The 13,762-nt window shown below is 67.9% G+C and carries 13 protein-coding genes; 6 read left to right on the top strand and 7 right to left on the bottom strand.

The window, feature by feature from the left end:
• Positions 1–111 precede the first annotated feature (111 nt).
• Positions 112–1,191: a M24 family metallopeptidase gene (locus tag QZT59_RS07825; RefSeq protein ID WP_290813827.1), complete on the bottom strand. Its 1,080-nt coding sequence runs from the start codon at positions 1,189–1,191 to the stop codon at positions 112–114.
• A gap of 105 nt (positions 1,192–1,296) precedes the next feature.
• Between QZT59_RS07825 and QZT59_RS07820 the strand changes: the two genes are divergently transcribed.
• The 3 genes from QZT59_RS07820 (at position 1,297) to QZT59_RS07810 (ending at position 3,643) form a co-directional block, all read left to right on the top strand.
• Positions 1,297–2,166 (top strand): COX15/CtaA family protein, encoded by an 870-nt coding sequence (locus tag QZT59_RS07820; protein ID WP_290813825.1) that lies wholly within the window; start codon positions 1,297–1,299, stop codon positions 2,164–2,166.
• A 233-nt stretch (positions 2,167–2,399) separates the two neighbouring features.
• The gene (locus QZT59_RS07815) at positions 2,400–2,903 is read left to right on the top strand and encodes an Lrp/AsnC family transcriptional regulator (RefSeq protein WP_290813822.1); all 504 of its coding nucleotides are present in this window, start codon (positions 2,400–2,402) and stop codon (positions 2,901–2,903) included.
• Positions 2,904–3,010: 107 nt separating this feature from the next.
• Positions 3,011–3,643, top strand: a complete 633-nt coding sequence (locus QZT59_RS07810; RefSeq protein ID WP_290813819.1) for a uracil-DNA glycosylase family protein — start codon at positions 3,011–3,013, stop codon at positions 3,641–3,643.
• Here QZT59_RS07810 and QZT59_RS07805 read toward each other — a convergent pair.
• Positions 3,640–4,917, bottom strand: a complete 1,278-nt coding sequence (locus QZT59_RS07805) for a DnaJ domain-containing protein (protein WP_290813816.1) — start codon at positions 4,915–4,917, stop codon at positions 3,640–3,642. The genes QZT59_RS07810 and QZT59_RS07805 overlap by 4 nt on opposite strands.
• Positions 4,918–5,121: 204 nt before the next feature.
• Complete coding sequence (gene dinB, locus QZT59_RS07800) at positions 5,122–6,681, bottom strand: DNA polymerase IV (RefSeq protein ID WP_290813813.1); 1,560 nt, start codon at positions 6,679–6,681, stop codon at positions 5,122–5,124.
• A gap of 170 nt (positions 6,682–6,851) precedes the next feature.
• Here dinB and QZT59_RS07795 point away from each other — a divergent pair, with 170 nt between their 5' ends.
• From QZT59_RS07795 to QZT59_RS07785, 3 genes are all read left to right on the top strand, one after another.
• On the top strand, positions 6,852–7,031 hold the full coding sequence (locus tag QZT59_RS07795) for a hypothetical protein (RefSeq protein WP_290813810.1): 180 nt from the start codon (positions 6,852–6,854) through the stop codon (positions 7,029–7,031).
• 136 nt (positions 7,032–7,167) lie between these two features.
• Entirely contained in the window at positions 7,168–8,835 is a 1,668-nt protein-coding gene (locus QZT59_RS07790) for a gamma-glutamyltransferase family protein (protein ID WP_290813807.1), read from the top strand.
• Positions 8,836–8,965: 130 nt separating this feature from the next.
• A complete protein-coding gene (locus tag QZT59_RS07785) occupies positions 8,966–9,277 on the top strand; it encodes a HalOD1 output domain-containing protein (RefSeq protein WP_290813804.1) in 312 nt (103 codons plus the stop codon).
• A 624-nt stretch (positions 9,278–9,901) separates the two neighbouring features.
• On the opposite strand, the gene QZT59_RS07780 is transcribed toward QZT59_RS07785, so the two are convergent.
• From QZT59_RS07780 to QZT59_RS07765, 4 genes are all read right to left on the bottom strand, one after another.
• A complete protein-coding gene (locus QZT59_RS07780) occupies positions 9,902–10,540 on the bottom strand; it encodes a DUF5804 family protein (protein WP_290813800.1) in 639 nt (212 codons plus the stop codon).
• A 94-nt stretch (positions 10,541–10,634) separates the two neighbouring features.
• Positions 10,635–11,813 (bottom strand): tRNA sulfurtransferase, encoded by a 1,179-nt coding sequence (locus tag QZT59_RS07775; RefSeq protein WP_290813797.1) that lies wholly within the window; start codon positions 11,811–11,813, stop codon positions 10,635–10,637.
• Positions 11,814–11,984: 171 nt separating this feature from the next.
• Positions 11,985–13,250, bottom strand: coding sequence for an MFS transporter (locus QZT59_RS07770; RefSeq protein WP_290813794.1), 1,266 nt, complete (start codon positions 13,248–13,250; stop codon positions 11,985–11,987).
• A 230-nt stretch (positions 13,251–13,480) separates the two neighbouring features.
• The coding region (locus tag QZT59_RS07765; protein ID WP_290813791.1) for a methionine adenosyltransferase at positions 13,481–13,762 on the bottom strand (282 nt) is incomplete at its 5' end.

The following is a 13,762-nucleotide window of genomic DNA, read 5'->3' as shown; positions in this document are numbered from 1 at the left end:
GATCGCGACGAGCGGTGACCGATCGGGATCCCGGCCGGTGACTGATCGCGACGAGCGGTGACCGATCGGGATCCCTGCCGGTGGAGCGCGCTCGGTTCGATAGGGGCGCCGTCACCGGCCGAGGAGAACGGGGCGCTCGAGCGAGCACTCGCGATCGACCGCGTCGAACGACCGCGTCGGCCACTCGCCCGTCGCGGTGAGTACCTCGAACCCGTCGTTCGTTACCAGCACGGTGTCCTCGCTCTTCGCACCCGCGACCGTCGGGTTCCACGCGTAGGCCATCGGCGTGGTGAGCCCGGCCTCGTGATTCGGGGTCGCGATCCACTCGCGACCGGCGTAGCCCGTGGCGCCGCCCTGGTGGTGCTCTCGCCACTCGCCCGCGAATCCCAGTTGCTGGTACGCGGACCGGATCTCGGCGAAGACGTCGCCGGCGGTACCGCCCCTAGTCGCCAGCTTCCGGGTCGCCGCAAGCGCGGTCACCTCGACCCGTGCGGCCGCGTCGTGGCGATCCGCCAGCCAGTCAGGAGCGTGGAACCGAACCGTCCTCGTGCAACTGGCGTGCAGTCCGTCTCGACGGGCCGTGACCGAAACGAGCGCGTAGTCGCCGAGTTCGGCGTCAGTCGGGGTGTAATGACGGTACGCGCCCGCCCGCTGGGCGCCGCCAACCAGCACCACCGGCGCCTCGATCTCCCGCGTTCGTAGCGCGATGGCGACGGCGGCGGCGACGTCCGCTTCCGTGTCGTCCGCGCGAAGGTCGCGACAGACCGACTCGACCGCCGCGGCGGTCTCGCGACCGAGTTCGCGGTAGTCCTCGAGGTCCCGGTCGGTCAGCGGCTGCCGGAGTGATGACGCGTCGATACGCTCGAATCCGGGCACCTCGACGTCCGCGGCGCCGCGGCCGTCGGTCCGGGCGGCGATGGCGTCCGTCAGCTCCCGTTCGTACCACGGGTACGTCTCGACTTCCGCGTCGACCTCGGGGAGTTCCTCGGCCGCGATCCGACTCGCCTCGATACTGTCGGTGAGGACGCGCCAGTCGCCGTCGAAGCCGACGGCGGCGACGCCCGCGTCCGCGCCGCGGTCGACGACGTTCGAACCGCCCGTCAGCCAGGCGTAGGAGTTCGGTCGGGCGAACCAGATGGCGTCCAGGTCGCGGTCCGCCAGATAGGTTTCCAGTCGCCGTCGTCGTTCCATGGGGCGGTGTCGGGCGGACCGTTCTTGAATCCGGCGTCTCGGAACGGATCGACCCCAACACGGGCAATTGATATACCGCCGCTCCCAACCCACGCGCGAACGCCCGTGGCGTCCGATACTCCCGCTCACGACGGCACCTCCGGATCGCTCCGCGACCGCCTCGGATTCCCCCACCTGCTGGCCACCACGCTCGTGCTCGTCGCCGCGACGATTTTGCTCGGCGTCGCCACCAAGGCGAGCGGCGCCGGGCTCGCCTGCGAGGCGAACTGGCCGCTGTGCGACGGCGGCCTGCTGAACCTCTTTCCCGCGGGGTTCCCGAGCTTCTTCGAGTGGATTCACCGGGTCGTCGCGATGATCGCGGGAATCTTCATCGTCGCCGTGGCCGTCGTCGCCTGGCGGACCGCCGTCGATCGTCGGATCGCCTGGGCCGTCACCCTCGGCGCGGCGCTGACGCCGATCCAGGTGATCCTCGGCCGCGAGACGGTCCGACAGTACGAGATCACCATCCTCAATCTGCACTTCTGGGCGGCGATCGTGATCTTCCTCCTGTTCGCCGCGAGCACCGTCGCCGTCTGGTCCGACCGGTTCGGACGGAAGCACGCGACGGCTGCGCTCGGGATCGCGGCCGCACTCGTGCCGGTACAGATGGTGTTCAGCCCCCTCGTGATCGACTCGTACACGCCCGTCATCCAGACGATCCAGTACGCCATCTCGCTCGCGCTCTTGTTCTCGATCGTGGTGGCCGCGATCGTCGGCGCCCGACACGTCGGTCGTCGTCTCGCGACCGTCCTCGCAGCAACGCCGGTGCTGGGGCTCGTCGTCGTCTACGCCGGTCGCGAATCCGTGATGAACCTGAACGACCCCCTCGTCCAGCTCGCCTACCTGGTCGTGACGACGGTCGTCTTCCTCACCTTCGTCGCAACCGCGGTGGCCACGCGCCGTTCGAGCGTCGTCGTCCGATCGTCGGGGGCCTGACGTGGACGACCGCGCCGCGCGAGACGTACTCGGGCGTAGCGACATCGGCCGATCGAACGATTCCGCCGTCGCTGCTGGCCTCGCGAACGGCGACTGGATGGAACCACTCGCAACCACCATCACCCCCAACCGACGCTAACGCCCCATTTTGGGTGGTACGGGCCGCGAGAAGGCTATTTCCTTCTGTAACTTGTTCCGTAAAATGTAAATCAACCCCCGTCGACACTACGAGTATGCGTACGTTAGATGAGACGGACCTCGCAATCCTCGACCTCCTCCTCGAGGATGCACGCCGCCCGTACAACGACATCGCCGAACGCGTCGACGTCTCCGCGCCGACGGTCTCCGATCGGATCGACCGCCTTCAGGAGGTCGGCGTCATCGACAGCTTCACCGTCGATATCGACCGGACGACGTTCACCGACGGGATCGAACTGCTGATCGACATCGCGTTGACCACCGGGCCGGCGACGAACGTCGTCGAAGATCTGTCCCGAATCGACGGAGTGGAGCACGTATTTTTGACCACCGACGCGCGTCTCGTCGCCGTCGCCACTCTCCAGAGCGATCGCGTCGGTCGCGTACTCACCGATACGCTGGACGTCGACGACATCGAATCCTACCGCATCCATCTGCTCGAAGACCGCGCGTGGAGACCGTCCATCTCGGATCACGACGGCGTCGAACCGGACTCCGAACCGGAAGACGAGCGAGCGACGATCGCGGAAACAGCCTGACAGCGACGATCGCGGAAACAGCCTGACAGCGACGAACGCGGCGCGTCGCGTTCGGTGCCGGGATCCGATTCGTCGCCGTTTTGTTCGCCGACCCCGTTCGACAGATCGTGAAACACGTCACCGACCGGACGAGCAACCCGTTCGGGATGCGCCCGCCGTTCGACCGCAGCGAGGGCGGTTCTCACGCGGCCGTCTTCGGGTACGGCGACGCCAACGCCGACTTCCACGTGATCGGCGATCACCCGGGCGTCCACGGCGGGACGCGAACGGGCGTCCCGTTCACCGAAACCGACGCGGGCGAGGCCGTCCAGGAGCTCCTTCGAACCGTCGAGTTCGCGGACGGACCGGCCGACCGTCCGCGGCTCGAGAACTGTTTTTGCAGCTACCTCCACATGTGCACGCTGCCGGGCGGTCGGACGCCGACCGCGGAGGAGTACGATGAGCTCGAGCGCTTCTTCGACGCCGAGTTACGCGCGATCAACGCCCACGTCCTGCTTCCCGTCGGCGAGCGAGCCACGGATCACGTGCTGACCGAATACACGACCCAGCGCCCGCGCCTCGACGTCGACATGTCCAAGTTACACGCGAGGGAGCTCCGCGGCCGCGGCTTCATGGTAATTCCCCTCGCCGATCCCTCCTCCTGGAGCGCGGATGGACGCGCGGCCGCCGAAGCCCGGCTCGCGGCGGTGTTGCGTTCGGACTACCGCCAGACGAAAGGCGTCGCGACGCTGGTCGGTTAGACGCCGAAGCGGCGCCGAACGGCGAACCGTAGCGGAAACCCGAGCGCACCCGCGAGCGGGAGTACGACGAACGCGAGCGTTTCGAACGGGAGCGACTCGTACCCGAACCAACCGGCCGCCAGCGCGATCGCTGGTCCGGTCACCGCGACGACGTACGCGTACGACGGGGACCAACCGGGAATCTGTCGCGTGTGGTAGATCACGACCCCGTAGAGCAGCGGCAGCAAGAGCGAGCCGGCGAGCAACGGTCCGCCGAGCAGGCCGCTGGCCGTGCCGACGGCGGCCGCGAGCACGATCGTCTCGTCGATCGTGATCGGACCCGCCATCGACCGTCGCCAGCGCAGACGCGCGGCGAGCAGGACGAGAACCGCCGCGGCGACCAGCCCGCCGAGGACGCCGTACCACAGGAGCGGATCGATCGGCGGATTGACCGGATCGACCGCCACGACGTGAGCGAAACCCGTTTCGACCTCGCCGCTCCCCCCGGCGACCGCGCTCCAGATGCCGGTGGGATCGACCCCGACGGCCGATACGTCGCGAGCGAGCGACCGGAGCCCGGTCTCGTTACGCAGGCCGAACGAGAGCAGGCCGACCAGATAGAGTGCCGTCCCGACCAGCAACAGCGGGAGGGCGAAGTTTTTGGATCGCCACCAGCGGACGAATCGCGAGCCGACGAACGGTCGCGGCGTCGGCCCGGTCCGGTTCGTCCGCCGGGAACCGCGATCGAGGCCACCGGAGCGATCGCTCGACGAATCGTTCGAGCCGGCCGATCCCGCCGACCCAGTCGACGCGCGCGAGGCCGACGATCGAGCGGACCCGTTCGACCTCGCAGATCGACCGCTGCTCGCGGTCACCCCTCCGGAGTCACTGTCGTGGGTGTGACCTCCGGAGCCTGCATCCCGATCTCCGGAGGCCGCATCCCGATTTCCGAACGCGTCCGCCGTCCCGCCCACCGAGTCACCGGCGGTCGTCGAGACGGTCGAGCGCTCGACCTCCGCCTTCTCGTCCGACGTCGCCCACGCGTCCGGCGAGGGGAGCCCGGACGTGCGTTTGGCGACGTAATCTTCGTGTCCCATCCGGTCGTAGGCTCGACGCTCGACCGGGTCACCGAGCACGTCGTAGGCCTTCTTGAGGGCCGTGAACTGCGCCCGCGCCCGATCGTCGTCGTTCAGATCGGGGTGGTAGATCCGCACCCGACGCCGGAACGCCTGACGGATCTCCTCTTGAGAGGCGTCCCGAGGAACGTCCAGCAGATCGTAGAAATCGTCGGTCATGTGGTGATGTCAGCGCGGGTGTACGTTCGATGGTCGCTCATTGGTCTGTCCCACTCGCCTAAATGTTTGCTGCTCGCCGACGGCGTTGGATTTCTCTCGTTCCGGAGGGGTGTTTACGGTTTCGGCCCCGGTTGGGCCACCGACGGGGTACGAGCGTATCGATCAGTTCGGTCGACGGGACCCGATGGAGACCGCCGCGAGCGGTCACGTGAAATCCCATAATCGCGTCTGTCCGATCCGCGGGCGGCTGCGTTCCGAGTCCGCGTCGACGGGTTCGACGTCTTCGAACGACGCCAGCGTCGGTGCGAGTTCCCCGTTCCCTGCTTCGGACTCATCCCGCTCGGTCGACGCCGTCGCCTTCGAAGACGACCCGGTCACCGCAGTCTCGTTCGAAGGCGATTCGGCCACCGCCGTCTCGTCCGAAGGCGATTCGGCCACCGCCGTCTCTTCGAACCACGGCTCGTGCATCAGGGATTCATCCGACGACTCGTTCGGCGCGGACTCCGCCTGAGCCGATCGTTCGGCGAACGCCGCGACCGAGCCCTCACCGTCCCCGGCGTCCGTACCGGCGGTCGATCGATTCGCCTCTCCGTCCGCAGATTCGTCTTCCCACCCTTCGAGGCTCGCCTGGTCGCCGGCGGCGAACTCGAGGTTCGCGACCCTGACGCCGAGCTTGCGGACGCGTTCGTCGTCGAACTCCTCGAACAGGTCGATCGCGATCTCGCGGACCAACTCGGGTTCGTCGACCGGCCCGGGGAGCGAGCGCTCGCGAGTGTTGACGTCGTAGGGCGGGGTCACCGCCTTCACGCCGACCGTCCGATAGAGCGCACCCTCGCGACGCGCGCGATCGGCGACGGCCTCCGCCAGGGTTTCGAGGGACTCTCGCTTCCGGTCCCAGTCGACGACCGGATCGCCGAAGGCGGATTCGCGCGAGAAGCTCTTCGGCAGGCCCTTCGGGGTGACTCGACGGTCGTCGACGCCCCGGGCGCGGTCGTACAGTTCGCGGCCGCGCTCGCCGAAGCGCTCGGTCAACGGATCGGGATCGGCCGCCGCGACGTCCTCGGCCGTTTCGAGGCCCATCTCGCGCAGTTCGCGAGCGGTTACGGGGCCGACGCCGTGGAGGTCGGCTACGTCCAGGGGGGCGAGAAAGTCGCGAACCTCGCCCGGCCGAACGACGGTGAGCCCGTCGGGCTTGTCGTAGTCGCTCGCGATTTTCGCGGCGCTCATCGTCGGCGCGACGCCCACGCTGACGGTGACGCCGACCTCGCGCCGGACCCGATCTTTGACGTGGCGGGCGAAGCCGTCGGCGACGTCCCATCCGGTCCGCTCGGAGACGTCGAGGTAGGCTTCGTCGACGCTCACCTCGCGGACCACGTCCGCGCAGTCGTGGAGGATCTCGCGGACCTCAGCGCTGACGGACTCGTAGTAGTCCATGTCGACGGGCCGGTAGTATCCGCTCTCTTCGAGGGGAATCTCCGGGTCGTCCTCGGCGTCGACTCGCCTCGGCAGCCGATCGAGCGCTTCGCCGATCGCCATCGCGCTCTCGACGCCGAACTCGCGAGCCTCGTAGCTCGCGGTCGCGACGGCGCCGGTCGAGTCGCCGGGTTCGTAGCCCATCCCGACGACGAGCGGCTCTCCGCGGAGCGCCGACTCCCGGAGGCGCTCGCAGGCGGCGTAGAAGCAATCGGCGTCGACGTGGAGGACGATCCGGTCCTCGTCGTCGGCGTCGTCGATCACGCCGGGGAGCCGCGGCCCGTCGGCCATCGGTGGACGGTTCGTGCGAGCGACCGTGAACGTTGCGCCCGGCGAACGATCCCGACGATTTACGCTCCGGAGGTACCGTCGTCCGCCGTGGTCGACCCGGAGGACGACCCGATCGATTTCGTTCCCCGAAGTGCGACGTGTGGACGGTCGGCGCGGTTACTCGCGCGGCTTTGCGGACGGACGCGGCCCTCCGCGCCGAGCACGCTCGGCTGGAGCGTAACCTCGTCGACGAACACGGCGATCTCGGTCCGAACTCCCGCGGAACAACGGTCTTCGTGGGGCTCCTGCTCGATCGGGCGCGAGAGCGCGACGACCTCGCGTTCGACATCTGGGTTCCGACTCTCGATTGACCGGCGTCCGTCGACGACTTGACGAATCTCGAGACCGACCGCGCGGCCGGTCCGGAGGTGGACATGCGTTCCTAGATCGACCGCGCGCCCTGCCGGGAGGTGGCCACTTTTGGGGATTCGCACGCGACGGTGTCCCATGGAGCACGACCTCGACCGATTCGACTCGCGGCGCTCGACCGTGCGGGCCAACCGCGGCCTGGTGGCGACGAGCCAGCCGCTGGCGGCCCAGGCCGGCGTAGAGATCCTGCGCAGCGGTGGGAACGCGTTCGACGCCGCCGTCGCCACGGCCGCCGCGCTCAACGTGGTGGAGCCGACCTCGACGGGACTCGGCGGCGACGTCTTCGCGCTCTACCGCACGGCCGACGGCGAGGTGGGCGCGATGCGCGCGTGCGGCGGCGCACCGGCCGAGGCGACCGTCGACAACGTCCGCGAGGCGATCGCCGACGCGGATCCGGACGAGCGCGCGAGTTACTACCCCGATGCCGGCGGCTACGCGGTCGACGACGTCGCGGATCCGGAGGCGCTCGAGATGCCGTTCCACGGACCCCACGCGGTGACGGTCCCCGGCACCGCACGCGGGTGGGAGGCGACCGTCGAGGAACTCGGCCGGAAGACGCTCGCGGATGTGCTCGAACCGGCGATCCACTACGCGACCGAGGGCTACCCCGTCTCGGACGTGATCTCCTACTACTGGCAGGGCGCCGAGAATCTGTTCACCGACGACAACGCGCGCGACGCGTACCTCTTCGGCGGCGAGTCGCCGGATCCCGGCCAGACGGTCGCGCTTCCGAGACTCGGCGAATCCATGCAACGCATCGCCGAGGAGGGCGCTGACGTCGTCTACGAGGGTGAGATCGCGGAGGCGATCGCCGACGAAGTTCGGTCGAAGGGTGGCTTCATGTCCGTCGACGACCTCGCCTCGTTCGAACCGGAGTTCCTCGAGCCGATCAGCACCACCTACGGCGACGCCGAGGTCTACGAACTGCCGCCGAACAACCAAGGGATGATCGCCCTCGAAGCGCTCAACATCGCCGAGGAGATCGGCGCAGGTGATCACCCCTACGACTCTCCCGAACGCGTTCACGCGTTCGCGGAAGCGATGAAGCTCGCCTTCGTGGACGGTCACCACTACGTCACCGACCCCGAGTACGAGGAGGTTCCCCCGCTTCACTCGAAAACGTACGCGGCCGAGCGCGTCGAGGCGATCGAGGAGGCGCCGATCGCCGATCCCGAGATCGGCGTCCCAAACGCCAACGCCGAAGACGCCGACACGGTCTTGCTCACGGTGGGCGACGAGGAGGGGAACCTCGTCTCGTACATCAACTCACGGTTCGCCGGCTTCGGCAGCGGACTGGTGGCGGGCGAGACGGGGATCGCGCTCCAGAATCGCGGGGCCTCGTTCTCGCTCGACGCGGCGCACCCGAACAGCCTCGAACCCGGAAAGCGCCCGTTTCACACGCTCGTCCCCGCTGTCGCACGGTTCGGCGACGACGACTGGGCCGCCTTCGGCGTCATGGGCGGCTACATGCAACCGCAGGGTCACGTTCAGGTGGTTTCGAACGTCGTCGATTACGGAATGGGCCTTCAGGAGGCGCTCGACGCCCCCCGCTGGCGCGTTCGCGAGGACGGCTCGCTCGGCGTCGAGGAGCGACTCCCGAACGCCGGCGCCCTCGCCCGACGCGGTCACGACGTCCGGGTGCTTCCGCCGGTCCAGTTCGGTGGCGCACAGGTCGTCCGCGAGCGCGAGGGGAGCCTCTCCGGCGCATCCGAACCCCGAAAGGACGGACAGGCGACGGGCTTCTGATCGGACGCGTCGAGGCCTCGGCTGATTCGATCGTACCCCTCGCAGACGCCCGGGGTTACATAATTAACGGCCACGCTAATGACCGGCACCCGTGAAGAGAGTACCGTTCCGTGGGGGAACGATTCGAACCATGTCAGAGATCACTTCCTCGAACCACTCGTCGGTCGCGAGATGCGTCCGCCAGCACGATCGGCGCTCGAACGAATCGCTGTGCGTCACCATCGCCAGCGCAGTAGCGGACGTCCTGGGGACAGAGGTGACCGAACTCGAACCGTTGCACTACACGATCGACACCGACGCGCTCGAGCGACTCTTCGAACCGCGGCCGAGCGGGCCCCGGACCGACGGCGTGATCGCGTTCGAATACCAGGGGTGTACCGTCGACGTCTCGGCCGACGGGGAAGTCGTCGTCGAAACCGCCCGTTCCGTCGCCGGTCGGTGAGGATACCGTCGGTTCGCGACGAAGAGAGCAGAGAATTTTCGTATACGTCAGTGCCGATCCCCGCACAGAATCGGGTCCGGTCCGCAGGGAGAGAGGGTGGGCGCGAGCGCGTCCTCGGGGGAGCGCTCGTCGATCCACCCCTTCTCGATTGGTATCTGCACGTCCACTCGACGCCCTCTCGGATGGCGACCGCGCTGACCCGCCTCACTCTCGATTGACGTCCGCGCTGACCCGCCTCACTCTCGATTGGCGACTGCGCGTTGTCCCCTCTCACTCTCGACTGGCGACTGGACGTTGCCCCCTCTCACTCTCGAACGGGCGGCGGTCCTGCTGGTGGTGCATAGGCATATAAGGTAATAATATTGTAATTAGGTACTATACGGAACGGCTTTATACTGGTAGTTCGAGAGATTGTACCACGATGCCCACTAGCACGCGCATGAAAGACGTCAGTCACACCCCACCGGTCGGAGATTCCGTCACGAACGTCTGGCAGCGAGGCCTCGACGACGACGCCGACGAATAAGCCGTCCGACGATCGATCGCACAGCTACCGAACGAATCGCCCTCCTGTGACGGGATGTCGAAGGAGCCGATCGGTTTCGATCGCTCCGGAAAATCGGTCTACGGAGCGTATTCGGTCTCGGTCAGCCTGACGAGGACCGTCTCCGAGACCGGCCGCAGGTCGTACTCCGGAACCGTCCCGTCCGCCCGACGAGCGTAGAGCGGCTCCACCAGCTTCCCTGCACGCTCGAACCCGTCGTCTGCGTTCGCGCCATTGCCGTCCTCGCCGTCCGCACCATTACCGTCGTCGTTGTCAGCAGCCCGACGACGGTTTCGATTCTCGGACGATGGCGCTCCATCACCGCCGGCGGTCGACTTCAGCGGAGGCGATTTCGGATCCGACGCGTCGTCGGGTCGATCGGACGGATACTCCACGCCGTAGATCTTCAGGAACTCCCCGGTATCCGACGGCTCGAGGTCGCCGTTGCGAAGCGCCTCGGCGAGATTGCGCGAGAGCCACTCGTCCTCGCTGACGCTCGGTTCCTGGACCAGGACGTCGTCGACGAATCTGACGATGTACCACTGGAGGTCGTTACACAGCGAGACGGCCGCACCCAGGCTCACCGTTCGGACGGCCAGGGAGTTCTCGAACGGCCGCTCCAGTTCGTAGGTCGAGAGCGCCTCCCGTGAGGTCTCCCGGGACAACAGTTCGTACTGAAGCGTGACGTCGTCGTCGCCGACGAGACAGACCCGGGTCACGGCCGAGAGATGGGCGCGACGCGGTAATGTCGGTTTCGACTTCGTCGCCGAGCCGTTCGATCGCGACGGACGTCGACACCGCTCGGGAGCAGCCTCACGGTTCGATCACGGTCGCCTCGGCGGCGGCCTCGGCCGCACGCTCGAAGAGGTCGACCGGTTCCGCTTCGAGGAGTCGATCGAGGGTGGCGTTGGTTTCCACGCGATCCGGCGCGATCCGGTTGCAGCCGGCCGGGATCGTCGAATCCTGGAACGTCCCGATCTCGCGGGCGCGGGCGACGATCTCCTGTTTGTCCATCGAGAGCAGCGGTCGGTGGATCGGCAGCTCGGTCACCCGGCTCGTGACCGCCAGGTTCTGGGCGGTCTGGCTCGACTTCTGCCCGAGCGCCTCGCCGGTGACGATGCCTTGGGCACCCGTCGTCCGCGCGATGTGTTCGCCGATCCGGTAGAAGAACCGCCGCAGCGAGAGCATGCGGCCCCGCTCCATGGTCTCCGCGAGCAGCGAGACGGTCTCCCCGCCGGGAACCCGATAGACCCGCATGTCCCGGTCCGGCACGTACCGAGACAGCGATCGGACGGTCTCCATCGCCCGCGCTTCGTGATCCGGGCCGCCGTAGTCGCCCAGGTCGACGTACACCGGAATCACGGGGCTGCCCCGGCGCATCAGCTCGTAGACGGCCACCGGCGAGTCGATGCCGCCGCTGACGAGCGCGACCATCGGCGCCTGCGAGCCCAGCGGGAGGCCGCCGGGACCCTCCTCGCGGTGGACGTAGACGAACGCGCGGTCGGTACGGACCTCGACCCCGACGGTGAGATCGGGATCGTCGAGGTCGACTTCGGGCTCGAACTCGTCCTCGACGGTCTCCCAGACGACGGTTCCGCCCTCGCGCGCGAGCTCTTCGCTGGTGAACGGCAGCTCCTTGTCCGCCCGTCGCGCGTCCACGGCGAAGGAGCCGCCGTCGTAACATGCGCGGGCAGTCTCTGCGAGCGCGTCCAGGACGGCCTCTAACTCCGGCTCGACCGTCAGACAGGGGCTCGCGGACACCACGCCGAACGCGTCCGCAGCCACAGCGGTCGCGTCCTCGACCGCCGACGCCTCGGTGTGGATCTGCGGTCGATTCCACTCGCGCTCGACCTCGCCGGGAACCCCGCGATCCGCCAGGAGCGCCTCCAGGTGCTCGACGAGCAACCCCTCCATGTAGCGCTTGACCGTCGTGCTCTTCGTGTTGAGGTCGCCGTGACGAACGAGCACGGTGTCGGCTCCCGGCGGATACATGCTCCGGGATAGACGGTCGCGCGTATAAGGGGGTTACGAGGGGGAGTCCCGACCGAGTGCGGGGGCGCGGCCGACCGCACGGCCCCGACGAGGACGTCACCGCTCTCGGCCGACGACGGCGTCACCGCTCTCGGCCGATAACGGCGTCACCGCTTAAGCCTGACGACGGCGTCACCGCTCTCGTCCGCCGTCGGTGCCGAGCGCCCCCGAGTCGATGGACTCGGTGATCGTCGGGTTCACCCGCCCGGTGTGAGCGTAGACCCCGGCGACGAGGATCGCACCGGCGAGCAGCGGGAGCAGCGCGGACGTCGCGTACACCACCTCGAACCCGACGATCTCGACGAGCGGGAGCGACACCAGCGGTCCGAGCCCGCCGCCGACGTCTCCGAGGACGTTGTTGGTCCCGACCGCCCGGCCCATCCGATCCTCCGGGGTGAGGTCCGCCAGCAGCGCGGTCAGCGGACCGCCGACGCCGCCCTGTCCCATTCCGATCAGGACGCACGCGAGCACGAGCACCTCGAAGCTGCGGCCGAACGCCAGCACCACGAACCCCACGCACGCGGTTACGAGGAAGCCGACCAGGACCGGCACCCGAGCGCCGAGAACGTCGCTCAACACCCCGCCCGCGAGGGTGAACGTCGCGCCCGAGAGGACCGTCACCGCCATCAACATCCCCGAGGAGCCCTGGGCGTCCAGCCCCCAGATGGAGATGTCGCGCGCGCCGAGCAACAACACCAGCGTCGAGAAGAGGACGCCGATGTACGCGAAGTAGAGCCCGAAGTTGACGAGCCCGACGGTGAGCGCGGGGAGGCTGCTGTCGACGTCCCACGGTTTGACCGAGTCGTTGCGGCCCTCGACGTGGGTCTCCGGGACGATGAGGTAGGCGACGACGCTCGCGACGGCGGCGAACGCCGCCGCGAGAACGAACGCTTCGACGTTCCCCCACACGTCGCTGACGACCCCTCCCAGAACCAATCCGGCGGGGAACCCGAACGTGATCCCGGCGCGGACGATTCCCATGCTCGTTCCCCGATCGTCCGACTCGCTCACGTCCGCGGTGATCGTGTACGCCGTCGCGAAGACGAGCGCGCTCCCGATCCCCCAGAGCACGCGCGCGAGCATGAACCAGGCCTCGGGAAGCGGCGAGAGGATGGCCACGACGTACAGCAGCGTCGCGAACGCTTCGATGACGAGGCCGGCGATGAACGGTGTCCGCGTCCCGATGCGGTCGACGAGCGCCCCGGCCGGGGCGTTACAGACGAGCCGGGTGAATCGGTTCGCGCTCAGGATCAGTCCGACCATCAGCGCCGAGATCCCGAGCACCTCGCCGAGGTTGGGCAGGATGGGAAAGACGACGCCGCCGCCGAACCCGACGAAGAAGGTACTGGCGACGACCGCGAAGATGATCCGCCGAGAATCGCGAGAGGAGTCTGCCACCGAGGATCACACTATTTCGTTTCGATATACGAAGCGACGCTGCGGTTCGCCTTGGATCTTCCGAACGCGGCGGATCGCTCGGCGTCCTCGACGGGAACCGGACGCCGAATCCCTCCCGCCATCTCTCGAGTCGGAACCGATCGGGCACCACGAGCCGGATTCGTGCCGACAGCCGGCGCCGTCCGCTTGCGGGAAGATCCTGCGTACCAAGTCGGGCGCCCGAGATCCGGTCAGAACGTCGTCAGCTCGCCGTCGATGACTCGCTTCGTGACGTCCGTCACGTTCGCGAGTTCGCGATCGACGATCGCCTCGATCGCCGAGTCGACGTCGGAGACGGCCACCCCGTCTTCGGTGACCACGTGGACGTCCGCGACGTGCGGTTCGTCGATCGGCCGGCCGATCTGGCTGAGGAGTCGGACCTTCAGGTCGCGCACGCCGTCGACCTCGTCGACGACCTGGTGGGCGATCTCCGTCGAGAGGAGGTTGTAGATCTTCCCGATGTGGTTGACGGG

The organism is Halovivax sp. (genome assembly GCA_007119345.1).
Taxonomy (GTDB): Archaea; Halobacteriota; Halobacteria; order Halobacteriales; family Natrialbaceae; genus Halovivax.
This window is presented reverse-complemented; position numbering and strand designations above follow the sequence as displayed.

Coding starts and splice junctions, on each gene's coding strand:
- QZT59_RS07790 (WP_290813807.1), top strand. CDS start 7,168: ATGGAGCACGACCTCGACCGATTCGACTCGCGGCGCTCGACCGTGCGG.
- QZT59_RS07785 (WP_290813804.1), top strand. CDS start 8,966: ATGTCAGAGATCACTTCCTCGAACCACTCGTCGGTCGCGAGATGCGTC.
- QZT59_RS07825 (WP_290813827.1), bottom strand. CDS start 1,191: ATGGAACGACGACGGCGACTGGAAACCTATCTGGCGGACCGCGACCTG.
- QZT59_RS07815 (WP_290813822.1), top strand. CDS start 2,400: ATGCGTACGTTAGATGAGACGGACCTCGCAATCCTCGACCTCCTCCTC.
- QZT59_RS07805 (WP_290813816.1), bottom strand. CDS start 4,917: ATGACCGACGATTTCTACGATCTGCTGGACGTTCCTCGGGACGCCTCT.
- dinB (WP_290813813.1), bottom strand. CDS start 6,681: ATGGCCGACGGGCCGCGGCTCCCCGGCGTGATCGACGACGCCGACGAC.
- QZT59_RS07775 (WP_290813797.1), bottom strand. CDS start 11,813: ATGTATCCGCCGGGAGCCGACACCGTGCTCGTTCGTCACGGCGACCTC.